25 protein-coding genes are annotated in these 23,780 nt (G+C 70.6%); 16 read left to right on the forward strand and 9 right to left on the reverse strand.

The features are described 5' to 3' along the window. Positions 1-13: 13 nt before the first annotated feature. From meaB to CLV71_RS38410, 3 genes are read right to left on the reverse strand one after another with little or no spacing between them, the layout of a single operon-like run. Entirely contained in the window at positions 14-994 is a 981-nt protein-coding gene (meaB, locus tag CLV71_RS38400; protein WP_133907823.1) for a methylmalonyl Co-A mutase-associated GTPase MeaB, read from the reverse strand. Next, entirely contained in the window at positions 994-3,168 is a 2,175-nt protein-coding gene (gene scpA, locus CLV71_RS38405) for a methylmalonyl-CoA mutase (RefSeq protein WP_133907824.1), read from the reverse strand. The genes meaB and scpA overlap by 1 nt, the downstream gene beginning before the upstream one ends. Beyond that, positions 3,165-4,613, reverse strand: coding sequence for a methylmalonyl-CoA mutase subunit beta (locus CLV71_RS38410; RefSeq protein WP_133907825.1), 1,449 nt, complete (start codon positions 4,611-4,613; stop codon positions 3,165-3,167). Before CLV71_RS38410 ends, scpA begins: the two co-directional genes overlap by 4 nt. Positions 4,614-4,758: 145 nt before the next feature. Here CLV71_RS38410 and CLV71_RS38415 point away from each other — a divergent pair, with 145 nt between their 5' ends. From CLV71_RS38415 to CLV71_RS38430, 4 genes are read left to right on the forward strand one after another with little or no spacing between them, the layout of a single operon-like run. Continuing rightward, positions 4,759-6,588: a serine/threonine-protein kinase gene (locus CLV71_RS38415; protein WP_424923942.1), complete on the forward strand. Its 1,830-nt coding sequence runs from the start codon at positions 4,759-4,761 to the stop codon at positions 6,586-6,588. 30 nt (positions 6,589-6,618) lie between these two features. Continuing rightward, complete coding sequence (locus CLV71_RS38420) at positions 6,619-7,413, forward strand: purine-nucleoside phosphorylase (protein ID WP_133907827.1); 795 nt, start codon at positions 6,619-6,621, stop codon at positions 7,411-7,413. Beyond that, the gene (locus CLV71_RS38425) at positions 7,410-9,029 is read left to right on the forward strand and encodes a phospho-sugar mutase (protein WP_133907828.1); all 1,620 of its coding nucleotides are present in this window, start codon (positions 7,410-7,412) and stop codon (positions 9,027-9,029) included. Before CLV71_RS38420 ends, CLV71_RS38425 begins: the two co-directional genes overlap by 4 nt. Before the next feature lie 7 nt (positions 9,030-9,036). Beyond that, positions 9,037-9,489: a flavodoxin family protein gene (locus CLV71_RS38430; RefSeq protein ID WP_133907829.1), complete on the forward strand. Its 453-nt coding sequence runs from the start codon at positions 9,037-9,039 to the stop codon at positions 9,487-9,489. A gap of 6 nt (positions 9,490-9,495) precedes the next feature. Here CLV71_RS38430 and CLV71_RS38435 read toward each other — a convergent pair whose 3' ends face one another. From CLV71_RS38435 to CLV71_RS38455, 5 genes are all read right to left on the reverse strand, one after another. Further along, positions 9,496-9,888, reverse strand: coding sequence for a MerR family transcriptional regulator (locus CLV71_RS38435; RefSeq protein WP_133907830.1), 393 nt, complete (start codon positions 9,886-9,888; stop codon positions 9,496-9,498). A 45-nt stretch (positions 9,889-9,933) separates the two neighbouring features. Further along, on the reverse strand, positions 9,934-10,317 hold the full coding sequence (locus CLV71_RS38440) for a type II toxin-antitoxin system death-on-curing family toxin (protein ID WP_243867180.1): 384 nt from the start codon (positions 10,315-10,317) through the stop codon (positions 9,934-9,936). A gap of 84 nt (positions 10,318-10,401) precedes the next feature. Continuing rightward, positions 10,402-10,608, reverse strand: coding sequence for a ribbon-helix-helix protein, CopG family (locus CLV71_RS38445; RefSeq protein WP_133907832.1), 207 nt, complete (start codon positions 10,606-10,608; stop codon positions 10,402-10,404). A gap of 40 nt (positions 10,609-10,648) precedes the next feature. Then, positions 10,649-11,272 carry a uracil phosphoribosyltransferase gene (gene upp, locus CLV71_RS38450; protein WP_133907833.1) on the reverse strand — a complete coding sequence of 208 codons (624 nt, stop codon included), beginning with the start codon at positions 11,270-11,272 and terminating at the stop codon, positions 10,649-10,651. 31 nt (positions 11,273-11,303) lie between these two features. Further along, positions 11,304-12,104, reverse strand: a complete 801-nt coding sequence (locus tag CLV71_RS38455; protein WP_133907834.1) for a methyltransferase domain-containing protein — start codon at positions 12,102-12,104, stop codon at positions 11,304-11,306. Positions 12,105-12,127: 23 nt separating this feature from the next. On the opposite strand from CLV71_RS38455, the gene CLV71_RS38460 reads away from it, so the two are divergent. The 9 genes from CLV71_RS38460 to CLV71_RS38500 all read left to right on the forward strand — a co-directional run bounded on the left by CLV71_RS38460 (position 12,128) and on the right by CLV71_RS38500 (position 20,342). Beyond that, positions 12,128-12,784: a DUF1707 SHOCT-like domain-containing protein gene (locus tag CLV71_RS38460; RefSeq protein ID WP_133907835.1), complete on the forward strand. Its 657-nt coding sequence runs from the start codon at positions 12,128-12,130 to the stop codon at positions 12,782-12,784. Positions 12,785-12,956: 172 nt separating this feature from the next. Next, a complete protein-coding gene (gene deoC / locus CLV71_RS38465) occupies positions 12,957-13,925 on the forward strand; it encodes a deoxyribose-phosphate aldolase (protein ID WP_133907836.1) in 969 nt (322 codons plus the stop codon). A gap of 1 nt (position 13,926) precedes the next feature. After that, positions 13,927-15,354 (forward strand): aldehyde dehydrogenase family protein, encoded by a 1,428-nt coding sequence (locus CLV71_RS38470; protein WP_133907837.1) that lies wholly within the window; start codon positions 13,927-13,929, stop codon positions 15,352-15,354. Continuing rightward, entirely contained in the window at positions 15,347-16,213 is an 867-nt protein-coding gene (locus tag CLV71_RS38475) for an aldehyde dehydrogenase family protein (protein ID WP_133907838.1), read from the forward strand. The genes CLV71_RS38470 and CLV71_RS38475 overlap by 8 nt, the downstream gene beginning before the upstream one ends. A gap of 201 nt (positions 16,214-16,414) precedes the next feature. Then, positions 16,415-16,774, forward strand: a complete 360-nt coding sequence (locus CLV71_RS38480) for a hypothetical protein (protein ID WP_133907839.1) — start codon at positions 16,415-16,417, stop codon at positions 16,772-16,774. Beyond that, positions 16,771-17,883: a C40 family peptidase gene (locus CLV71_RS50275; protein ID WP_279588785.1), complete on the forward strand. Its 1,113-nt coding sequence runs from the start codon at positions 16,771-16,773 to the stop codon at positions 17,881-17,883. Before CLV71_RS38480 ends, CLV71_RS50275 begins: the two co-directional genes overlap by 4 nt. 166 nt (positions 17,884-18,049) lie before the next feature. Further along, complete coding sequence (locus CLV71_RS38490) at positions 18,050-18,457, forward strand: YbaB/EbfC family nucleoid-associated protein (protein ID WP_133907840.1); 408 nt, start codon at positions 18,050-18,052, stop codon at positions 18,455-18,457. Continuing rightward, on the forward strand, positions 18,454-18,939 hold the full coding sequence (locus CLV71_RS38495; protein WP_133907841.1) for a YbaB/EbfC family nucleoid-associated protein: 486 nt from the start codon (positions 18,454-18,456) through the stop codon (positions 18,937-18,939). Before CLV71_RS38490 ends, CLV71_RS38495 begins: the two co-directional genes overlap by 4 nt. 80 nt (positions 18,940-19,019) lie before the next feature. Next, positions 19,020-20,342 carry a primosomal protein gene (locus tag CLV71_RS38500; protein WP_133907842.1) on the forward strand — a complete coding sequence of 441 codons (1,323 nt, stop codon included), beginning with the start codon at positions 19,020-19,022 and terminating at the stop codon, positions 20,340-20,342. 37 nt (positions 20,343-20,379) lie between these two features. Here the strand turns inward: CLV71_RS38500 and CLV71_RS38505 are convergent, their stop codons facing one another. Next, a complete protein-coding gene (locus tag CLV71_RS38505) occupies positions 20,380-21,477 on the reverse strand; it encodes an adenosine deaminase (protein WP_133907882.1) in 1,098 nt (365 codons plus the stop codon). Positions 21,478-21,741: 264 nt separating this feature from the next. Here CLV71_RS38505 and CLV71_RS38510 point away from each other — a divergent pair, with 264 nt between their 5' ends. The 3 genes from CLV71_RS38510 (at position 21,742) to CLV71_RS38520 (ending at position 23,770) form a co-directional block, all read left to right on the forward strand. After that, positions 21,742-23,001 (forward strand): apolipoprotein A1/A4/E family protein, encoded by a 1,260-nt coding sequence (locus CLV71_RS38510; protein ID WP_208297962.1) that lies wholly within the window; start codon positions 21,742-21,744, stop codon positions 22,999-23,001. Between the two features lie 84 nt (positions 23,002-23,085). Next, a complete protein-coding gene (locus CLV71_RS38515) occupies positions 23,086-23,379 on the forward strand; it encodes an ArsR/SmtB family transcription factor (RefSeq protein ID WP_208297960.1) in 294 nt (97 codons plus the stop codon). 1 nt (position 23,380) lies between these two features. After that, positions 23,381-23,770, forward strand: coding sequence for a VOC family protein (locus CLV71_RS38520; RefSeq protein WP_133907845.1), 390 nt, complete (start codon positions 23,381-23,383; stop codon positions 23,768-23,770). Positions 23,771-23,780: the final 10 nt, after the last annotated feature.

The raw sequence follows: 23,780 nt of genomic DNA on the forward strand, positions 1-23,780 counted from the left end.
CGCCCGGGTCCGTTCAGTCGGAGAACTCCTTCAGGATGCGTTCCGCCGCGAGCGTCGGCGTCAGCTCACCGTCCGCCACCTGGCGTTCCAGCTCCGGGGTCAGCGTGCGTACCCCGGGGTGCTCGGACAGTCGCGTCAGCAACGTGTCGCGCACCATGGTCCACGTCCAGTCCACCTGCTGTCGCCGCCGCTTCTCGTTCAGCTCGCCGGACGAGGACAGCTCGTCGTGGTGGCGCCGCACCTGCTCCCACACCGTGTCGAGGCCGGTGCTGGTCAGTCCGCTGCAGGTCAGCACGGGTGTCTTCCACGGCTCGGGGCCACGGATCAGCCGCAGCGCGCCGGACAGCTCACGCGCGGCCTTGCGTGCGGCCAGCTCGTGGTCGCCGTCCGCCTTGTTGACGGCGATGACGTCGGCCAGCTCGAGCACGCCCTTCTTGATGCCCTGCAGCTGGTCGCCGGTCCGCGCGAGCGTCAGCAGCAGGAAGCAGTCGACCATGTTGGCGACGGCCACCTCCGACTGCCCGACGCCGACCGTCTCGACGAGCACGACGTCGTAGCCCGCGGCCTCCATCAGCACGATCGTCTCGCGGGTCGCGCGGGTGACGCCGCCGAGCGTCCCGGACGTCGGCGAGGGCCGGATGAACGCGGCGGGGTCGACGGCGAGCCGGGCCATGCGGGTCTTGTCGCCGAGGATGGAGCCGCCGGTGCGCGTGGACGACGGGTCGACGGCCAACACCGCGACCCGATGTCCCGCCTCGGTGAGCGTCGTGCCGAGCGCGTCGATGAACGTCGACTTGCCCGCCCCCGGCACACCCGTGATGCCGACGCGGTGCGCGCCGCCCGCGTGGGGCAGCAGCTCGACCAGCAGCCGCTGCGCGAGCGCCCTGTGGTCGGGCCTGCGCGACTCGACCAGCGTGATCGCCTTCGCGAGCTGTCCCCGCTCACCGGCGAGGACCCCCTTGGCGTACGCCTCGACGTCGATGTCGCGAGCCATCAGTGCCCGTGCTGCTCGGAAAGCTTGTGCATCAGCCCGGTCGCTGCCTCGGCGATCACCGTGCCGGGACCGAAGATCGCGCCCGCGCCCGCCTTGTACAGGGCGTCGTAGTCCTGTGGCGGGATCACGCCGCCGACGACGATCATGATGTCGTCGCGGCCGAGCGCGGCCAGCTCGTCACGCAGGTCCGGCACGAGCGTGAGGTGCCCGGCGGCCAGCGAGTTCACGCCGACGATGTGCACGTCGGCCTCGACGGCCTGCCGCGCGACCTCGCCGGGCGTCTGGAACAGCGGGCCCACGTCGACGTCGAAGCCGAGGTCGGCGAAGGCGGTGGCGATGACCTTCTGACCGCGGTCGTGCCCGTCCTGGCCCATCTTGGCGACGAGGATGCGTGGGCGCCGTCCCTCGGCCTCGGCGAACTCGTCGACGATCCGCCGCGCCTCCGCCACGTTCGACACGCCGCCGACCTCCTCCGCGTACACGCCGGAAATCGTCCGGATCTGGGCCGAGTGGCGCCCCCACACCGAGCCGAGGGCGTCGGAGATCTCGCCGACGGTCGCCTTCGCGCGTGCCGCGTCGATGGCGAGCGCGAGCAGGTTCCCCGGCCCGTTCGCGGCCGCCGACAGTGCCCGCAGCGCCTGGTCGACGGCGCCCTGGTCGCGTTCCTCACGCAGCCGCCGCAGCTTCTCGATCTGCTGCGCACGCACACCGGCGTTGTCGACCTTCAGCACGTCGATGTGCTCGTCGGCGTCCGCGAGGCGGTACTTGTTCACGCCGACGACCGGCTGGCGCCCCGAGTCGATGCGTGCCTGCGTGCGTGCCGCGGCCTCCTCGATGCGCAGCTTGGGGATCCCGGCGTCGATGGCCCGTGCCATGCCGCCTGCGGACTCGACCTCGCTGATGTGGCCCCACGCCTTCTTCGCGAGCTCGTAGGTGAGCCGCTCGACGAAGGCACTGCCGCCCCAGGGATCGATGACCCGCGTGGTGCCGGACTCCTGCTGCAGCAACAGCTGCGTGTTGCGGGCGATGCGTGCGGAGAAGTCGGTCGGCAGGGCGAGCGCCTCGTCCAACGCGTTGGTGTGCAACGACTGCGTGTGTCCCTGCGTGGCGGCCATGGCCTCGACGCACGTGCGGACCACGTTGTTGTAGACGTCCTGCGCGGTCAGCGACCAGCCGGACGTCTGGCAGTGCGTGCGCAGCGACAGCGACTTGTCCGACTTCGGGTCGAACTGCTTCACGAGCTTGGCCCACAGCAGCCGCGCGGCGCGGAGCTTGGCGACCTCCATGAAGAAGTTCATGCCGATGGCCCAGAAGAACGAGAGCCGGGGCGCGAACTTGTCGATGTCGAGCCCGGCGTCGACCCCCGCCCGGATGTACTCGACGCCGTCGGCCAGCGTGTAGGCCAGCTCCAGGTCGGCGGTCGCGCCCGCCTCCTGCATGTGGTAGCCGGAGATCGAGATCGAGTTGAACTTCGGCATGTGCCGGGAGGTGTGGGAGAAGATGTCCGAGATGATCCGCATCGAGGGCTGCGGCGGGTAGATGTAGGTGTTGCGGACCATGAACTCCTTGAGGATGTCGTTCTGGATGGTCCCGGTCAGCTTCTCCTGCGGCACGCCCTGTTCCTCGGCGGCGACCACGTAGAGCGCGAGGATCGGCAGCACGGCGCCGTTCATGGTCATCGACACGGACATCGTGTCGAGCGGGATGCCGTCGAACAGCTGGCGCATGTCGTAGATCGAGTCGATGGCCACCCCGGCCATGCCGACGTCACCGGACACGCGCGGGTGGTCGGAGTCGTAGCCGCGGTGGGTCGCCAGGTCGAACGCGACCGACAGCCCCTTCTGGCCTGCCGCGATGTTGCGGCGGTAGAAGGCGTTCGACTCCGCCGCGGTCGAGAAGCCCGCGTACTGGCGGATGGTCCACGGCTGGTTGACGTACATCGTCGGGTACGGCCCGCGCAGGTACGGCACGATGCCCGGGTAGGTGTCCAGGAAGTCGAGGCCCGCGGTGTCCTCGCCCGTGTACAGGGGTTTGACGCCGATGCCCTCGGGGGTCTCCCACGCGAGTGCGTCCTGCCCCTTGCCGGTGGCCTCCTGGACGGCGGCCTGCCAGTCCGCGACGCTGCCGGTCGCCTGCTCGCCGAGTGGGACGTCGGAGAAGTCGGGGATGCTCACGATTCACCCTCCAGCGCCGCCTCGAACGGCTCGGCGTAACGCACCCTCGGCAGCCCGCCGTGCGGCAGCGGCGGGGCGGGCTCGCGGGTCAGCGGCTTCTCGTTCCTGTCGGGGAAGACGGTCACCCCGGTGATGACCTCCTCACCCCCGTCCAGCCTGCGGGTGCGGGCGTCGCGGACGGCGGCGATGCGCTCGTCGACCAGGCCGCTGTCGAGGGCGGCCACGATCCCGCCCGCCCGCTCGACCTCCTGGAACACGGCCCAGCCCGCGTGAGCCAGCTCGTCGGTGTGCCGCTCGACGTACCAGGAGCCGCCTGCCGGGTCGATCACGCCCGCGACCCGCGACTCCTCCATGAGGATCGACTGCGTGTTGCGGGCGATCCGGCGCGCGAACGCGTCCGGCAGGCCGATGGCCGTGTCGAACGGCTGCACGGTCACGGCGTCCGCCCCGCCGACACCGGCGGCGAAGCAGGCCAGCGTGGTGCGCAGCATGTTCACCCACGGGTCGCGGCGGGTCATCATCGTCGTAGAGGTCACGGCGTGCTGCGGGACGGCCGTGCCGGTGCCGACGACCTCCGCGACCCGTGCCCACAGCCTGCGTGCGGCACGCAGCTTCGCGATGGTGCCGAACTGGTCGGCGGTGGCGGCGTAGCGGAACTCGAGCTGCCACGCGGCGTCGTCGACCGAGAGGCCGCCGTCGGTGAGGGCACGCAGGTATGCGACGGCCGTGGCCAGCGCGTAGCCCAGCTCCTGCCCGTCCGACGAGCCCGCCCCGTGGTAGGGCAGCGCGTCGACGACCACCGACCGCAGCCCCGCGTACCGGCCTGCGACCGACACGGCCAGCTCGACGGCGCCGTCGAGGTCCTGCGCCTGACCGGTCCGCGCCCGCAGCCCGATCGGGTCGGCGCCGAGGTTGCCCCGCACCTCGCTCGCCTGGACGCCCTTGTCGTCGTGGAGGTCCAGCAGTGCGCGGGCCGCGGCGGCGAAGTCCGCGCCCGCGTCCAGCGTGACCGGGGCGAGGTCGAGGTAGACCTCGCTCAGGACGTCGGCCAGCGAGTCGAGTGGCAGCCCTGCCGCGCCGATCACGAGCCACAGCGAGGTGACGCCGTTCTCGAGGTCGGTGAGCACGGCCTGCCTCGTCACGGCGGGGTCGGGGTGCTCGTGGCGCTGCCGCACGTCCCAGCCCTCCGCGACGGTGCCGTCGGGCCGCGTGCCCCTGGTGAACGGCGACACGCCGGGGAAACCGGCGTCCGGTGCCCTGTCGTCGCTGGTGTAGAGGGGTTGGAGGGAGAACCCGTCGTAGGTCTCGGTCGCGAGCAGGTCCTCTGGCCGCCCGTCGACCTCCGTGCCCGACCTGCGCAGCACCTTCTCGACCAGCGCCTGCCACTGTTCACGCGTCGCCGGGTCGAACTCCGATGCCAGCCGCAGCTGGTCCGCCGAGGTCATAGGTGTTCCGCCTCCCCGAGATCCTGTGTGGGCCACGCTGGGGAAACCCGCGCCCTGAGTTTGACGCTACCGAGCAGCAGTCACCAGAGGGGAACTAGCACACGCGAGTGTGAGGCTGATCGCGCATGCAGGCAGAATGTCGGCCGTGTCCAGCACTGGGGAGCGCGTCGTCGCCGGGCGCTACCGGCTGCGCCGGCGGCTCGGCCAGGGCGCCATGGGCACGGTGTGGGAGGCGTTCGACGAGTGGCTGCGTCGTCCCGTCGCGGTCAAGGAGGTCCTCCTGCCGCCGGGTATGCCGGAGGTGCAGGCCGCTGAGCTGCGGGAACGTACCTTGCGCGAGGCTCGCGCGATCGCCGCGCTCTCGCACCCGAACGTGATCACCCTGCACGACGTGGCCCGCGAGGACGGCGAGCCGTTCGTCGTGATGGAGTTCGTGCACGCGCACAGCCTCGCCGCGATCATCGACGTGCTCGGCCCGCTGCCCACCCCCAAGGCCGCCGCCATCGCGGACGCGGTCGCCGCGGGCCTCGCGGCAGCCCACCAGGTCGGCATCACACATCGTGACGTCAAGCCCGGCAACGTGCTCATCGGGGTGGACGGCCGGGTGAAGCTCACCGACTTCGGCATCGCACGCAACGTGGCGGAACGGACACTGACCAGCACCGGGATCATGCTGGGCTCACCCGCCTACATCGCCCCCGAGGTCGCCGCTGGCCGCGAGGTCACCTCGGCCGCCGACCTGTGGAGCCTCGGCGCGACGCTGTTCGCGGTGGTCGAGGGCCGTCCGCCCTACGACGTGAACGGTGCCGTGCTGGCGACGGTCAACCAGGTCGTGCACGGCGACGTGCCGAGAGCGGACACCGGCGGCCCGATGGACGACATCGTGGCCGCGCTCATGGTGAAGGAGCCTGGCGAGCGGATCTCGCTGCACGACCTGCGCGACAGGCTGCACCCGCTGCTGCCGTCCCAGCACACGCCGCTGCTGTCCGAGGAGGAGCTGGCCCGCGTCCACGCCGCCGTCGAGGCGGCGAGTGCGCCCCGTGAGGGCACGACGACCGGCGAGCCGGAGCAGGACGTTCCGAGCGCGCCGCCGCTCGCCGCGGACCCCGGCCCGATACCGGACTCCACCCCGCTCGCCGGTGATCCGGGCCCACTGCCCGGTGGCGACGCTCCTGCCGAGAAGACGGGCGAGCCGCCCGCACTGGCCCCGGCACCCGGCCCGCTGCCGTTCGAACCGCCGTCCGGCGGTCCGAGGACCAGGGCCAGGGGTGCGCTGGCGACGGGAGTCGTGGCGTTCCTGGCCGTGCTGCTGTTCTTCGGCGCGGCGGGCGGCGGGTTCGCGCTGTCCAGGTACGTCGCGGACAAGCCCCTCCTGCCGCCGTCGAAGGAGGCCGTGCGAACCAGCACCTCGAGCCCGCCGTCGTCGGGGCTGCCGGACGCGATGAGCACGAGGTCGGGCAACGCGGCGACGGTCAAGGGTGAACAGGGCGGCGGGTTCACACTGCCCGTGCCGCGCGACTGGGTGGAGTTCGTCGAGCAGATCGGCGACCCAGACTTCGTGAACAGCACCCGCGTGTACTACCTGTCGCCGGACGGCACACAGCTGCTCACCGTCGAGCGGCTGGCCGGCTTCTACCCGAAGCACCAGATCGCCGAGTACGTCGACCGGCTGACGGCGCGGCGGCCGGACGTGACGGTCAGCGGGGTGGGCAAGGTCGAGATCCCAGGGCTGGCCACCAACGGCGTCACCCCGCAGGAGGGGGCGCTGGAGCTGACCTACCGCGCCACCACGAACGCGAAGGTGGTCGCGCCGAACGACCCGGCGGCGCTGGACCAGAACCGCGTGACCTACGCGCACCTGCTCCCGTTCGCGGGCGACCTGTGGGTCGTCTCGGTAACGGTCCCCATCGAGCAGGAGGACTCCGGGTCCCGCCTCTTCGACCGGATCGCCCCCGAGTTTCGTGTCACCGGCTGACTGTCGGTGGCAGGTCGTATCCTCGCCCGCGTGACCGAGACCCAGGACCTTGCCGCCGACGCGGCCGCCGCGATCGCCGAACAGACGGGCGTGGCGAGCCATGACGTGGCCGTCGTGCTCGGCTCGGGGTGGCGCCCGGCCGCCGACGAGTTCGGCGCGGCCGAGTTCGAGCTGCCGGTGGCCGACCTCCCCGGCTTCAGCGCCCCGACCGTCGCGGGCCACGGCGGGACGCTGCGGTCGTTGCGGGTCGCCGACAAGCGGGTCCTGATCCTGCTCGGCCGCACCCACCTGTACGAGGGCAGGGGTGTCGGCGCGGTGGTCCACGGCGTCCGCACGATCGCCGCGACCGGCTGCCGCGCGGTGGTGCTGACGAACGCGGCCGGCTGCCTGCGGGACGGCGTCGAGGTCGGCCAGCCGGTCCTGATCAGCGACCACCTGAACCTGACGGCCACGTCGCCGCTGGTGGGGGCCCGGTTCGTGGACCTGACGGACCTGTACTCCCCGCGCCTGCGTGCCCTGGCCAGGGAGATCGACGACACGCTGGTGGAGGGCGTGTACGCGGGTCTGCCCGGCCCGCACTTCGAGACCCCCGCCGAGATCCGCATGCTCCGCACGATGGGCGCCGACCTGGTGGGCATGTCGACGGTCCTCGAGGCGATCGCGGCACGTGCCGAGGGCGTGGAGGTGTTCGGCCTGTCCCTGGTGACGAACCTGGCGGCAGGCGTCACGGGCGAGCCGCTGAACCACGAGGAGGTCCTGGAGGCGGGCCGTGCGTCGGCCTCCCGCATGGGCAGGCTGCTGCACGCGCTGGTGGAACGGGCATGAGCCTGCCATCCGAGCTGCGTGACCGTGCCTTCCGCTGGATCGCCGACGACCCGGACACGGCCGCGAGGACGGAGCTGCAGCAGGTCACGGCCCGCGCCATGGGCGGTGACCAGCAGGCGGTCGACGACCTGGCCGACCGCATGAACGGCACGCTGACCTTCGGCACCGCGGGTCTGCGCGGCCCGGTCCGCGCCGGCTCGAACGGCATGAACAGGGCGGTGGTCATCAGGGCGACCCACGGCGTGGCGCAGTGGCTCGCGTACACGGGCCATGCAGGCGGCACCGTGGTCGTCGGCCGGGACGCCCGCCACGGCTCCGAGGAGTTCGCGCAGGCGGCGGCGGAGGTGCTGACGGCGGCCGGCTTCGTCGTGCGCACGATGCCGGGGCCGCTGCCGACCCCGGTGACGGCGTTCCACGTGCGTGCGCTCGGCGCGGTGGCGGGCATCCAGATCACCGCGTCCCACAACCCCCCGGCGGACAACGGCTACAAGGTCTACGCGGCCGACGGCGCCCAGATCGTGCCCCCGGACGACGGCCTGATCGAGACCGCGATCCGCGCCGCACCACCGGCCATCTCGGTGCCCGCCGCCCCGGGTGCCGTGCCGGTGGGCGACGTGTCCGCCTACGTGACCCGCATCGCCACACTGCCGCGAGGCACGTCGCGTGACCTGCGGGTGGCACTGACCCCGATGCACGGCGTCGGCGGCGAGACGGCCGTGGCGGCTCTGCGTGCCGCGGGCTTCACGGACGTCCGGGTGGTGATGGACCAGGCAGTCCCCGACCCGGACTTCCCGACGGTGGCGTTCCCGAACCCGGAGGAGCCCGGCGCCGCGGACCTGCTGCTGGCGCTGGCGGCGGAGGTGGACGCGGACCTTGCCATCGCCCTGGACCCGGACGCGGACCGCTGTGCCCTCGGCGTCCGGGACGGCGACCGGTGGCGCATGCTGCGTGGCGACGAGACCGGTGTGCTGCTCGGCTCGCACCTGCTGTCCACGATGGACACGCCGAACCCGTTGGTGGCGACCACGGTCGTGTCGTCGTCGATGCTGGCGCCGATAGCGGCGGCCCACGGCGCCCGCCACGCGGAGACCCTGACGGGCTTCAAGTGGCTGATGCGGGCTGGTGAGGGCCTGGTGTTCGCGTACGAGGAGGCGTTGGGTCTCGCGGTGGACCCGGACTTCGTGCGGGACAAGGACGGCATCTCGGCGGCGGTCGTGGCCTGCGACCTGGCGGCGACCCTCAAGGCGGCGGGCCGCACGCTGCCGGACGTGCTCGACGACCTGTCGGTGCGCCACGGCGTACACCTGACCGACCAGGTCTCCCTGCGCTTCGAGGACACCGCGGCGACGGCCCCGCTCGTGGCGTCGTTGAGAGCGGCACCCCCGTCGACGCTGGCGGGCGTCGAGGTGACGCAGGACAACCCGGCGCAGGACATCGTCCGCCTGAGGGGCGAGGGCGTGCGCGTGGTCGTCCGTCCGTCCGGCACGGAACCGAAGGTGAAGGCGTACCTGGAGGTCGTGACCCCGGTGACGGCCGAGCTCGGCCCCGCCAAAGCCGAGGCGGAGACGAGGATGGCCACGCTGCGGGACGAGGTCAGGGAACTGCTGGAGGCGTAGGAGTCGCGTGCCCAGGTTGCTGATCGTGCACCACACGCCGTCCCCGAGCATGCAGGCCATGTTCGAGGCGGTGGTGGCAGGAGCGACGACGGACGAGATAGAGGGCGTCGAGGTGGTGCGCCGCGCGGCCCTCGCGGCGACGGTGACCGACGCACTGGCGGCGGACGGCTACATCCTGGGCACCCCGGCCAACCTGGGCATGATGTCGGGTGCCCTGAAGGTCTTCTTCGACCAGATCTACTACCCGTGCCTCGACGCGACGAGGGGCAGGCCGTACGGCCTCTACGTCCACGGCAACAACGACACCGTCGGCGCGACGAGGGGCATCGAGTCGATCACCACGGGCCTCGGGTGGAAGAAGGCCGCCGACGTGGTCTCCGTGACGGGCGATCCCTCCGCACCGGCGACGCGGGCGTGCTGGGAGCTGGGTGCCACGGTGGCGGCGAGCCTGATGCCCTGAAATGGCTCAGGCCGACGCCGCGTGCTCCTCGGTGATGACCGCCCTCTCGCACTGCTCGTAGTTCGCGATCTTGTAGTTCAGAATTTCGAGACAGGAGTTCAGCTCGGCGATCCGGCCGAGAACCTCGCTGCGCTGGTCCACCAGAATCTGCTTGCGCCTGCCCGCGGACGCCACGCCCTGGTGGCGCAGCTTCGCGTACTCGCGCATCATGCGGATCGGCATTCCGGTCGTCCGCAGCTTGGTCAGGAACTCCAGCCAGGTCAGGTCGTCGTCCGAGTACGCGCGGCGGCCACCTGAGTCGCGTGCCGGCGGGTCGATCAGTTGGATGCGTTCGTAGTAACGGAGTGTGTCGATCGACAACCCACTGCGGTGGGCTGCCTCGGCGATCGCGTAGGTCACGTAGTCGACCGTAAGAGCTGGAGTGCGCTCCAGGTCAAGCCGGAGCTACAGGTCGCTCTCCTTGGGATGGGCCCACGCCTCCAGGTGGCCCGCCATCTCCTGGACGCCCACGTTTCCACGTCCCACCTCGCGAACGAGCTCGAGGGCCTCGTCCTCGTCGGCGTCGATCCACCACCCGTTCATGTCGCAGATGGTGACGGCCGACACCCAGCCGAGACGCCAGTTTCCCTCGACGAGGGGGCGGGTGCACACGATCGAGTCGAGCAGCGCGGCTGCCTTCAGCCACAGGGTCTCGTACGCCTGCACACCCAGCACCGTCGCGCGGGGGCGGTGTGCGGCGGCGTCCAGCAGCCCGAGGTCGCGTACCACCAGATCACCACCGGTTACGGCAGCGGCTAACACGAGAAGGTCGCTGGCGTCCAGATACATGATCACCGAGGAATCATGCCAGAACCCACCGACAATTTTGGTCGGAATAACGAGGTCCGTGATTTCGGTCAGCGGACCGGAAAGTCAGGCGGTGCCGATTCTTTCCAACAATCCCCGGTAGCGGGGCAGCACCCGGGAGAGCACCTCGCCGAGCTGTTGTTCCTTCTGCAGGCGTCCCCAGCGGTCGGCCAGGGCCAGCCGCATGATCTCCTGCTTCGACCTGCCCTCCGCGGCGGCCAGCTCGTCGAGGTGGTGGTTCTCCTCGTCGGTCAGCCTCAGTGTCATCGCCATGCGATCGACGGTACCACCGTGATACCAAAGATCACTAGATTCACACTGTGCCGTACTGCCGGTCACCGGCGTCGCCAAGGCCCGGCACGATGTAGCCGGAGTCGTTGAGCCGCTCGTCGATGGCCGCCGTCACCAGGCGGACCGGCAGCTGGGCCTCCGAGAGGTGCTTGATGCCCTCGGGTGCGGCGAGCGCGCACACGGCCGTCACGTCGGTCGCGCCCCGGTCGGTGAGCAGCCGGATCGTGTACTCCATCGAACCGCCGGTCGCCAGCATCGGGTCGAGCACGAAGACCGGGCGCGAGGCCAGGTCGGCGGGCAGCGACTCCATGTACGGCGTCGGCTTGAGCGTCTCCTCGTTTCGGGCCAGCCCGACGAACCCCATCTGCGCCTCGGGGATCAGCTTGTGCGCCTGGTCGGCCATGCCGAGCCCGGCCCGCAGCACCGGCACCAGCAGCGGCGGGTTCGCGAGCCAGTACCCCTCGGTCCGTGCCACCGGCGTGTGGATGCGTTCGGTGCGCACGGGCGCGTCCCGCATCGCCTCGTAGATGAGCATGACCGTCAGCTCGTGCAGTGCCGCGCGGAACACGGCGTTGTCGGTCCGGGCGTCCCGCATGACGGTCAGCCGCGACTTGGCGAGGGGATGATCGACGGTCAGCACGTCCATGGGGCGACACGGTACTGGGTCGACCGGGTGGCTACTTGTGCGCGAGCACCGCGAACATCGTCACCGACATGTGGAAGTCGCCGCTCTCGGCACCAGCTGCGAGGTCGGAGAGGAACTGCGCGCACCCCTCGGCGTCGATCACGCCCCGGTCGACCGCCATCCGGCCCAGCATCCGCACCAGCGGCCCGGTCGCCGCCGACGGCGACTGCATCAGCGCCTGCGACCCGATGTCGTCCACCGTCAACCCGGCACGCACGAGCTGGCCGGGTAGCCGCCGTGCCGCGAACGGGTTCGCGATGCCGCCGCGCATGGCCTCGGTGATCACCTCCGCGATCTCCGCGTCACCGGGGTGCACGATCGCGGTCGCCCAGTCGGTGTCGGTGACGACGACGCGGCCACCCGGCCGCAGCACCCGCGCGATCTCGCTGGCCGCCCGGTCCGGCTCGGTGAGGTGCTGGAACAGCCGCTCGCACGTGACCGCGTCCACGGACGCGTTGGGAAACGGCAGGTCGTAGACGTTGCCGGGGACGAACCGGGCACGTGGCGCACGCCGGGCGGCCTCCGCGCGCATGCCGTCGTTCAGGTCGACGCCGATGGCCTCGCCCGCCTCGCCGACCGCCTCTGCCAGCAGGCGGGCGTGCTCCCCGGTGCCGGAGCCCACGTCGAGTACCCGCTCGCCCGGCTTCAGGCCGAGCACCGCGACCGACCACGCGCGCAACCGGGGGATGCCCGGTAAGCCGGACTGGTGGTCAAGAGCGGCGATTTGCTTGCCGAGGTCCGCTTTGGCGAGGTCGTCCGTGGACAAATGGTCGTGCGGGGCACCGTCGGACATGTGCGCACGATAACCTCACCCGCGTGAGTGAACCGCCAGCCGTGCCAGACCCGCGGGAGATGCGGGTGTCCAACGACGACCGTGAACGCGTCGCGCGGGTCCTGCACGATGCGATGGCAGAGGGGCGCCTCACGGTCACCGAGCTGGAGGAACGGCTCGACAAGGTCTACGCGGCCAAGACGTTCGGCGATCTCGAACCGCTGCTGCGCGACCTGCCGGTCGGCAACCAGGCGGCACATCTCACACTCCCGCCGCCCGCGCCGGGCACCCAGCCGGTGGCGATGCCGGGCAACCGCATCGGCGGCCGGGGCACGTCGACGGGCGCCGTGGCGATCATGTCCGGCACCGACCGCAAGGGCATCTGGACCGTCCCGCCGACGTTCACGTCGTTCGCCCTGATGGGCGGCATCGAGATCGACCTGACGCAGGCCAGGTTCGAGGAAGCCGAGACGACCATCCAGGCGTTCGCGTTCATGGGCGGCATCGAGATCTACGTCCCGGACGACATCGTCGTGCAGGTCAACGGCGTCGGCTTCATGGGCGCGTTCGAGAACCACTCGCAGAGCCAGGCCCAGCCGAGGCCGGGCCTGCCGCTCGTGCGGATCACCGGCCTCGCCGTGTGGGGCGGCGTCGACGTCAAGCGCAGGAAGCGCAAGGGCGCCAAGGAGATCGAGGACTAGTTCCCTGGTGGTTCGATCAGCTCGACGGTGAACCGCTGGTCCGCGCGTCCGAGCAGTCGACCTGGCGGGGTCGCGATGCGGCACTCGGGAACCGGGCGATCCGTTGGGGGATCACTCGACGGCGGCTCGCGCCCCGCGCTGACGGTGCCCGTGCCCGCCTAGACTCGGGCCCATGGCAGCACCCTCAACGGCGAGTGCCGGGTTACCGCCCGCGCTGGCCGACGCGACCAGGGACGAGTCGGCCCTGCGGCGGTTCCTGCACGGCCTACCCGGCGTCGACCAGGTCGGGGTCGAGCAGCGCGCGGCAGGCCTGGCGACCCGCAGCATCAAGAAGGCAGCCAAGCTCTGGGCGATCGACACCGCCATCAGCATGGTCGACCTGACCACCCTCGAAGGCGCGGACACCGCGGGCAAGGTGCGGTCCCTCTGCGCGAAGGCCCGCCGCCCCGACCCCGAGCGACCCGAGGTCCCGAAGGTCGCCGCCGTCTGCGTCTACCCGGACATGGTCGAGACCGCCGCCAGGGAGACGCGGGGCACCGGCATCGACGTCGCGAGCGTCGCCACCGCGTTCCCGTCCGGCCGGTCGTCGCTGAGGATCAAGGTCGCCGACACCGAGCTGGCCGTCGAGAGCGGCGCCACCGAGGTCGACATGGTCATCGACCGGGGTGCGTTCCTCTCCGGGCAGTACGGCCGGGTGTTCGACGAGATCGTCACCATCAAGCAGGCCTGCGGCGACGCCCACCTCAAGGTGATCCTGGAGACCGGCGAGCTGACCACGTACGACAACGTCCGACGCGCCTCCTGGCTCGCGCTGCTGGCCGGCGGCGACTTCATCAAGACCTCCACCGGCAAGGTCAGCCCCGCCGCCACGCTGCCCGTCACCCACGTGATGCTCCAGGCCGTCCGCGACTGGCACACCCAGACCGGCGAGCACCGCGGCGTCAAGCCGGCGGGCGGCATCCGCAACACCAAGGACGCCATCCGCTACCTGGTCGCCGTCCACGAGGTGGCGGGCGAGGCGTGGCTCACCAACAAGCTGTTCCGCTTCGGCGCCTCCAGCCTGCTCAACGACCTGTTGATGCAGCGCCGCGCCCAGCTCGACGGCCACTACAGCGGCCCTGACTACGTGACGGTGGACTGACATGTGGGAGTACGCCCCGGCGCCAGAGTCCCGGGACATCGCCAACCTCAAGCCCAGCTACCGGATGTTCGTCGACGGCGAGTTCGTCGAGGGCGCCGGCGAGCCGCTGAAGACCGTCAACCCGGCCACCGAGGAGGTCCTGGCCGAGGTGAGCACGGCGAGCAAGGAGGATGTCGACCGCGCCGTCAGGGCCGCCCGTCGCGCCTACGACCGCGTCTGGGGAAAGATGCCGGGCGCGGAGCGCGCCAAGTACATCTACCGGATCGCCCGCATGATGGCAGAGCGCGCGCGTGAGCTTGCCGTGCTGGAGAGCCTCGACAACGGCAAGCCGATCAGGGAGTCCCGCGACGTCGACGTGCCGACCGCGTCCGCGCACTTCTTCTACCACGCGGGCTGGGCCGACAAGCTCGCCTACGCGGGCCTCGGCCCCGACCCGAGGCCACTCGGCGTGGCGGGCCAGGTCATCCCGTGGAACTTCCCGCTGCTCATGGCCGCGTGGAAGATCGCACCGGCCCTGGCCTGCGGCAACACGGTCGTGCTGAAGCCTGCCGAGACGACACCGCTGACCGCGCTGGTGCTCGCCGAGATCATCCAGCAGGCCGAGCTGCCGCCCGGCGTGGTCAACATCCTGCCCGGCGCGGGTGACGTCGGCGCCGAGCTGGTCGGCCACCCCGGCGTCGACAAGATCGCGTTCACCGGCTCGACCGACGTCGGCAAGCAGATCCAGCGCTCGCTCGCGGGCAAGGGCAGGAAGGTCACACTGGAGCTGGGTGGCAAGGCCGCCAACGTCGTGTTCGACGACGCGCCGCTCGACCAGGCCGTCGAGGGCATCGTCAACGGCATCTTCTTCAACCAGGGCCACGTCTGCTGCGCGGGCTCGCGCCTGCTGGTGCAGGAGTCGATCGCCGACGAGGTGGTCGAGAAGCTGCACGCCCGCATCTCGACCCTGCGCATCGGCGACCCGCTGGACAAGAACACCGACGTCGGTGCGATCAACTCACGTGAGCAGCTCTCCAGGATCACCTCGCTGGTCGAGTCCGGCGAGGCCGAGGGCGCCGAGAAGTGGGTGAGCCCGTGTCCGTTGCCGGACAAGGGTTTCTACTTCGCGCCGACCGTGTTCTCCGGCGTCAGCCAGGCGATGCGCATCGCCCGCGAGGAGATCTTCGGGCCCGTGCTGTCGGTGCTGACGTTCCGCACGCCGGACGAGGCCGTGGCCAAGGCCAACAACACCCCGTACGGCCTCTCCGCGGGTATCTGGACCGACAAGGGCTCCAGGATCCTCTGGATGGCCGACAAGCTGCGTGCCGGCGTGGTGTGGGCCAACACGTTCAACCGGTTCGACCCGACCGCGCCGTTCGGCGGCTACCAGGAGTCCGGCTTCGGCCGCGAGGGTGGCCGCGCGGGACTGGAGGCATACCTCGATGTCTGACCGACTCTCGGTCGCCAAGACCTACAAGCTCTACATCGGCGGCGCGTTCCCGCGTTCGGAGTCCGGCCGCTCCTACCCGGTGCGCGACGCCAAGGGCGCGTTCCTGGCCAACGCGGCGCACGGCTCGCGCAAGGACGTCCGCGAGGCGGTCGTGGCCGCACGCAAGGCGTTCGGCGGCTGGTCCGGCGCCACGGCGTACAACCGGGGCCAGGTGCTGTACCGGGTGGCCGAGCTGCTGGAGGGCAGGCGCGAGCAGTTCATCGCGGAAACCGCGGCGAGCGAGGGCATCGCGGCCAAGAAGGCGCAGTCCACAGTGGACGCCGCGATCGACCGGTGGGTCTGGTACGCGGGTTGGGCGGACAAGGTGGCGAGCGTCCTCGGCGCGTCGAACCCCGTTGCCGGGCCGTACTTCTCGTTCTCCCTGCCAGAGCCGACGGGTGTGGTCGGCGTGCTCGCGCCGCAGTCGTCCTCGCTGCTGGGCCTGGTGAGCGTGGTGGCACCGGTGATCGCGACTGGCAACACGGCCGTGGTCGTCACGTCGCAGGACCGGCCGCTGCCCGCGATCACGTTGTCGGAGGTGCTGGCGACCTCGGACGTGCCGGGTGGCGTGGTGAACATCATCACCGGCCGCACGGCCGAGCTGGCGCCGTGGCTCGCCTCGCACGCCGACGTCAACGCACTCGACCTCGCAGGCGCACCGGAGTCGATGCGAGCCGAGCTGGAGGCCTCTGCCGCGGACACGGTCAAGCGGGTCCTGCGGGCCAGGTCGACCGAGCCGGACTGGCACGAGCAGCCAGGCATGTCACGGCTGAGGGCGTTCCTGGAAACGAAGACGGTCTGGCATCCGATGGGGGTGTGATCTGTGACATGGCCTCGCTCCGCTCGGCGTTCGCGGGCCTGGCTCCGGTGTCTTCCCTCCCTGCGCTGCTCGGCGAGGTCGCTTCGCTCCCGGCGCCTGCGCTGCTCGGTCAGTCCAGACACCGGCGGCCCGCTCATGCGATTCCAGGGACGAACGGCGGTGGTTTGACCTACCCTTTGGATTCGAGCAGGAGGGGTAGGGATGACTCACGACGACCAGCCACCGCCGCCACCCCCGCCGGGCTACGACGCCGACGGGGCCGCGTTCGACGGCTTCCGTAGGGGCTACCGACCACTTGCCGACGACCTGCACGACACGACACGCACGAACCTCGACGCGCACACGTCCATGGACGGCAACGCCTTCTCCAGGGTCGGCCGCGACGTCGGCCTGTCCGACGCCGTCCGCAACGCGACGCGGAGCCAGCTGGACCGCGTGAACGGCCTCGCGGGCAACACGACCGCGATGGACGACGCTGTGGCGGGCACGTGGACGAACTACGAGTCCCTGGAGGACGAGCACGACCGGCGGATCCGGCGAGCGATTGGTGAGATCACGTGACGACGACGGTCCCCCTTGTCACCCCGCTGATCCAGCCCGCCGCCGACGCGCAGCGCCAGCTGGTCACCGACGACGGCGCCATCGACAGCGTCGGCCAGGCGCACGGAAACGTCCAGAACGCGCTGTACACGTATGACACGGACTCGGGCGCACAGGTCCGCACGCTGCAGTACGGCTGGACGGGCAGCGCCGCCGACCGCCAGGCGGCCGACGCCCAGACGCTCGGCACGACGGCCAAGGACATCAGCGAGTACAGCGCCCAGGTCCAGTCCGCGGTCCGGGACGCCGCGGGCATCCTCAAGGTGGGCCAGAACTCGAACCAGCAGCTCATCGACAACTTCATGGACAAGGCCGCCGAGCTGCTGTCGGCCGCGTCGGCGTTGCGTGCCGCGGGCGACAACGCGGGTGCGCAGGCCAAGATCTCCGAGCTGATCCGCCTCGGCGCACAGGTCAGCGGCGAGAGCAGCACCAACCTCGAAGCCACGATGGCCCAGCTGACCGGCGTCGTCGACCGCCTGAACGGCAGCGGCGCGACCACTCCGGCCGGCGCGGACGGCGCCAACGGCAACCAGCCCCCGGCCGCCTACAACCAGGGCGGTGGCGGTGGCGGTGGGGGCGGTCACGGCGGTGGGGGCGGTGGCGGGGGAGGTGGCGGCGGTGGCGTCGTCACGAAGAAGCGGCTCCCGGTCGCGATCCCGCCCCAGCCGGGCACCGGCGTGGCGATCAACCTGCCGGGCGGCGCCACGGTCATGGCCCCGAACGAGACCGCCGCGAAGGCCGTCCGCGCGGCCCTGACACAGCTGGGCGTGCCGTACGTGTGGGGCGGCACCGCACCGGGCGTCGGCCTGGACTGCAGTGGTCTGACCCAGTACGCGTACGGCGAGGCGGGCCTGGACATCCCGCGCACCTCCGGCGAGCAGGACATCGGCGCCGAGGTCCCCTCCGCCGACCAGTTGCTGCCCGGAGACCTGGTGTGCTGGGAGGGCCACGTGGCCATGTACATCGGCGACGGCCAGATGATCGAGGCGGGCGACCCGGTGGAGATCAGCCCGCTGCGCACGTCCAACTCGGGCATGCCGTTCGTCGGCTTCTACCGCCCGACCGGCTGACCCCACCGCACTGAAGGACGCCTTCAGTACGCCCGGCGTTACGAAGGGGCCCTTCAGTGCGCCCAGTGTTACGAAGGCGTCCTTCAGTGCGCTCCTCGGGCCACGGGTGCCCGGTCGGCGGGTGTTTCGGGCACACTTGATGCCGTACCGGGGATCAGGAGGGGTCGTGGAGATCGACATCGACCACGAGCTGGCGGTGTTGGACCGCAAGGTCGCGCAGGCGGACGAGCGGGCGCAGGCCCAGGTCGCGCGGGTCGGCCGCGTCAGTGGGCGGGCCGCGTCGCCGGACGGGGGCATCGAGGTCGAGGTGGCGCCAGGCGGGCTGCTCACCGGCCTCACGCTGTCCCCGGCCGCGGTGTCGGGCGACATGGAGACCCTCGCGCGCAACATCATGTCGCTCGCCGACCGCGCCACCCGCCGCGCGGGCAGCAACATGTACAAGGCGCTCTCGCCCGTCCTCGGTGAACGGGGCGAGAAACATCTGGCCTCGCTCGGTTACGTGCCGGTGGACGACGAGGACGCCGCTGAGGTCGACTTCTCCGACCCGCTCAAGCAGCGAGGGGGCAGACGATGATCGAGCGGGAGCCGGTCGAGCGCCACACCACGCAGCTGATCGAGGACGGCCGCGCGCGGCAGGAGGCACTGTCCAAAGTGGACGGAATACTGGCCGGGGTGCGCGGCACGGCCCACGACCGCAACGGGACCGTCGAGGTCACCGTCGACGGCCGGGGCAAGCTCGTGAACCTCTGGCTGGCGCAGGAAGCCGCACGGTACGGGCCCGACGGGCTCGCGCGGCTGATCGTCAAGGTCACGGCGGTCGCCATGGACGACGCCACCCAGACCGGCTACAACAAGGTCGCCCGGCTGCTCGGCGACAACCTCACGTTCGCGCTCGAGCAGCTGTCCGGCCGGGCCGCCCCGGCACGCCGCCAGGACGACGGCGGCATCACCGCCGAGGAGTTCCAGGCACGCCGCGATCGGCGCGTCGAGGGGCCCGCCGCCGACCGGACAGAGCTCGACACGTTCGACCCCTCGTCGCTACGGTCCGACCGGTGATCCAACGGTCACCTGCTACCCCGTAGGCTTCCCCCCGGATTCTGAGTGCTCACGGATATGCCTCACCTGGAGGTCCAGCAATGTCCCAGGACATAGTTTCGATCGAGCTCGGCCTACCGCAGGGCGACCTCGTGACTCTGTGGGCGCCACGCTGGCGGGAGGACGGCGAGGAGTGGGAGGCGTTCCTCGGTCACGAGGACGACCTCTACGCGTTCCCTGACGCGGCCCACCTCGCCGCGTTCGTCCGCACCGTCGATGAGCACGACCTGGTCGACCACCCCGCGTGGGACGTCGTGCCGCAGCTGTCGGTACCGGAGCTGCTGCCCGACGAGGCACACACCTACGACCTCGTCGGCGTGCCCGAGCTGGCTGCCGAGGAGCCGGACACGTGGACCATCGGCGAGCTGGCGGACATCATCTCGATCGTCCGGTCGCTCGCCGACGTGTGCGAGCTCGACGAGGTGCACGAGGTCCTGAACTCCGCCGCCGGGTTCTCGGTGCTGGAGCAGGGCACGTTCCCCTTCACCGGCCGCGAGGGCGAGAAGCTGTGGAACGATCTCGCCGAGACGATCGCCGAGCGCTGGGACGAGGTCCTCGACGCCATCGACGACGTCGTCTACACGCCTGAGGTCGACAAGGCCGTCCTCGACCAGACCACGGACGAGCTCGCCGCGTTCCAGGCCGAGTCCGCCGAGGCGGAGAGCGCCCTGGATGCGGAGGACGCGGACGACGTCGACGACGCGGAGTCCACAAAGGACGACGAGGACCACGACGCCGACGACCACGACGAGGACGAGGACGAGGAAGAAGGGGACGACGAGGAGGAAGAGGCCGAACCGGAGCCGGTCGGCTTCTGGGCCGAGGTGGGCATCGACCCCATCAAGATCATCACGGCCGAGGCGGAGTACTACACGCTCCGCTGCTACCTCGACGACGAGCCGATCTTCCTTGGCACCAGGGGAAAGATCAAGGTCGCGAAGTCGCCGAGGGCGCTCGCCAAGCACGTCGCGCAGCACGGCAACGAGGACAACGACCTCGCCGAGGTGTCGACATGGGAGGACGTGGCAAACAAGGCCACGGACGGCAGCCTGGAGGTCGAGGTCGAGACCGACAACACCTACGTGCTGCAGGGTCTCGCGGACGACATCGGGGAGGGCCCCGACGCGGTCGACCCGGTCCAGCTCGACCTCGCCGTCGAGCTGCTGAACGACGCTGCGGACTGGGCAGGCGACAAGTCCGTCTCCGAGGCGCTCGCGCAGTCGGAGAGCCTCGGCTGGCTGGTCTCGTTCGTCCTGCGGCCGGACCCGACGCGGCTGGCCCCGAGCCCGCCGTTCGAGGCCGAGGTCGAGTCGTGGCAGGCGTTGGTCGAGGCCTTCGAGGAGCGGTTGGACCTCCAGAAGTAGGTCGTGGGGGGCCCGCGCGGCCCCCCACGAACCCGCTCTAGCCCATCAGCGCGGCGTAGCCGGGCTTGATGACGTCGTTGATGATCGCGAGCCGCTCGTCGAAACCGATGAACGCCGACTTCATCGCGTTGATCGTGAACCACCGCAGGTCGGCCCAGTCGTACCCGAACGCGTCCACCAGCGCGGCCATCTCCGTGGACGGCAGGCAGTTCGACATGAGCCGGTTGTCGGTGTTGACCGTCACCCGGAAGCGCAGCTTCGTGAGCAGCCCGATCGGGTGTTCCGCGATCGACGGCGCCGCGCCGGTCTGCACGTTCGACGACGGGCACATCTCCAGCGGGATGCGGCGGTCCCGCACGTAGCTCGCGAGCCTGCCGAGCTGGACCGAGCCGTCGCCCGCGACCTTGATGTCGTCGACGATCCGCACGCCGTGGCCGAGCCGCTCGGCGCCGCAGTGCTGGATCGCCTCCCAGATCGACGGCAGGCCGAACGCCTCGCCGGCGTGGATGGTGAAGTGCGCGTTCTGCTGGCGCAGGTACTCGAAGGCGTCGAGGTTGCGCGTGGGCGGGAACCCGGCCTCGGGGCCCGCGATGTCGAAGCCGACGACGCCGGAGTCCCGGTGCCGCACGGCCAGTTCCGCGATCTCCAGTGACCGCGCGTTCTGCCGCATGGCGCACAGGAGGGTGCCGATCCGGATTGTCCTACCGGCTTCTTTCGCTTTCACCGCACCGATTCGAAAGCCTTCCTGCACTGCTTCCACGATCGTGTCGAGACTGAGACCGTTCTCGCAAAACAACTCCGGGGCGTAACGAACCTCGGCGTACACGACGCCGTCCGCGGCGAGGTCCTCCGCGCATTCCGCCGCGACGCGGACCAGTGCCTCGGTCGACTGCATCACACCGCAGGTGTGCGCGAAGGTCTCGAGGTAGCGCACCAGCGACCCCGAGTCGGCCGCCTCGGTGAACCAGCGGCCCAGTTCGCCTACGTCGCTGGTGGGCAGGTCGCGGTAGCCGCACGCGTCGGCCAGGTCGATGACCGTGGCGGGTCGCAGACCACCGTCCAGGTGATCGTGGAGGAGGACTTTGGGAGCGGTGCGGATGGCCTCCGGGGTCACCGGAACGGAGTTCGTGCTCAACATGATGCAACGGTACTCGGAGGGTGACGTCACCCAGTCGGGTAACCAATACAGCACACAAGGTCATCTTGGGTACTGGCATTCGGCGCTATGATCCTGCTCCGAACGGTCCAAGATTTCGTGTCTGGACCTGCGTTGAACTAACGGGTGGTGTATGGGCGCGTTCTGGGAGTGGCTAGGCTCCCCAGGTCGGCCCTGCCCCTCCCCACGACGAAGGTCACCTCCGTGAACGAGAACAACAACTCGACGGTTTCGTTCGACCGGATGCGCAACATGCTGGTGCGCGCGGCCGAGATCCGTGAGAGCGAACAGCAGCAGATCTTCGACACGCTGGACGAGATCCACGCCAGGCTGTCGCCTCTGGAGTCCATCGGCGCGGTGCGCAAGCGCTTGTCGGAGATCCCGGACCGCACGGACGTCACCGCACTGGCCTCGCGGGTCGAGGACGCCATGGCGAAGCTGGAGGCGCAGGACGCCACGCTGGCGGCGCTGACGCGGGCCGTCGAGGGCATCGTCGACAAGCTGGCCACGCCGTTCGCCCAGCTCGACGGCAGGCTCGACGGGGTGACGGGCCGCTTCGAGGGCGTCGCGGGGCGCATGGACGGGCTCGAGGACAAGCTGGCGAGCATCCACCGCCGCATCGACGAGCTGGACACCCACCTCGACAAGCACCTCGACAAGCAGGACGCGAAGCTCGACGCCCTGCCGGGCAGCGTCACGGGCCCGGTGAAGGAGCGCGTCGCGGCGGCGGAGACCAACCTCCGCGCGCGGGTCGACGAGGTCGACGGCGCGGTCCGCGGTCAGCTCGACGGTGTCCGCGGCCAGGTCGACGCCGCCCGCGACGACGTCAGGCAGTCGCTGAAGGAGTCCTCGGACGCCGTGTCCGCGAAGGTGGGCGAGACGTCGCAGTCACTGCGCGACTCGCTGGCCTCGGCGTCGGAGACGTTGCAGGGCCAGGTGGCAGGCGCGTCCGAGGCGGTCCAGAACAAGCTCGTCGAGACCTCCGAGGGCCTGCACGCGAACATCGACCAGAAGTCGACGTCCGTGTCGATGAAGGTGGAGGCCTCCCGCAAGGCGCTGCAGGACTCGATCGACGACACCAAGACGACGGTCGACGGCACCGAGCGGCTCGAGGAGCTGGCCGTCCGCCTCGAGCAGGTGACGGGCAGGCTGGACGGCATGACCAACCGCCTTGACGCGGTGGAGGACGGTTTCCAGACCAAGATCGCCGAGATGGGCACCACGCTGGCGGAGAGCCTGTCGAAGGTCGAGGGCACGCTGACCAGGCAGCCAGACAGCGACTCGGTGGCGTCCATGGTGAAGAAGAGCAACGAGGAGTCCGAGCGGCGGATCGGCGGCCACCTCGACGAGGCCATGGCGACCTTCGCGGAGCTGATGATGGGTGGCGGCGGCCAGCCCCCGCGCCCGCCCGCCACGCTCCCGCGTCAGACGGCCCGCCGCCGCAACGGCAAGCCCCAGAAGGGCAACACGCCCGAGGACAACGACGTCGACATCACCAGCTGACGTTCTCCCGGGTAGCGACAGAAGGCCCCCGAAGCGGTTCGGGGGCCTTCTTCCGGTGTTGACAGGCAAGCAGCCACTTGCCTAATGTTCTGGCCCGTGGGCGATGTCTTCAAGGCCCTGGCCGACCCGACGCGCCGCACGATCCTCGACGAGCTGACCGACCGGAACGGTCAGACACTGTTCGAGATCTGCTCGCGCCTGGCGAACAGGCACGGGCTCGGCTCGACACGGCAGGCGATCTCGCAGCACCTCGACGTTCTGGCGGACGCCGGTCTCGTCGAGACCCGCCGCGAGGGCCGCTACAAGTTCCACTACATCAACACGACGCCGCTCGAACCGATTGTCGAGCGGTGGCTGAACAAGGCTGGGAAGGACTGACGTGAGGATCAACCTGGCGAGCGTGCTCGTCGACGATCAGGAGAAGGCGCTGCGGTTCTACACCGACGTCCTCGGGTTCAGGGAGAAGACCAACGTGCCGCTGGGTGAACACCGGTGGCTCACCGTGGTGTCGCCGGAGGACCCGGACGGCACGGAGCTGCTCCTCGAGCCCGACGAGCACCCCGCGGTCAAGCCGTTCAAGTCTGCGCTGGTCGCCGACGGCATCCCGTTCACCTCGTTCGCCGTCAAGGACGTCCACGCCGAGTACGAGCGGCTGCGCGGGCTCGGGGTGCACTTCACCCAGGAGCCGACGGAGATGGGGCCGGTGACGACCGCGGTGCTCGACGACACCTGTGGCAACCTGATCCAGATCGCCCACCACGCGGGCTAGCCGGCAACGC

The organism is Actinophytocola oryzae (assembly GCF_004364325.1).
GTDB lineage: Bacteria > Actinomycetota > Actinomycetes > Mycobacteriales > Pseudonocardiaceae > Actinophytocola > Actinophytocola oryzae.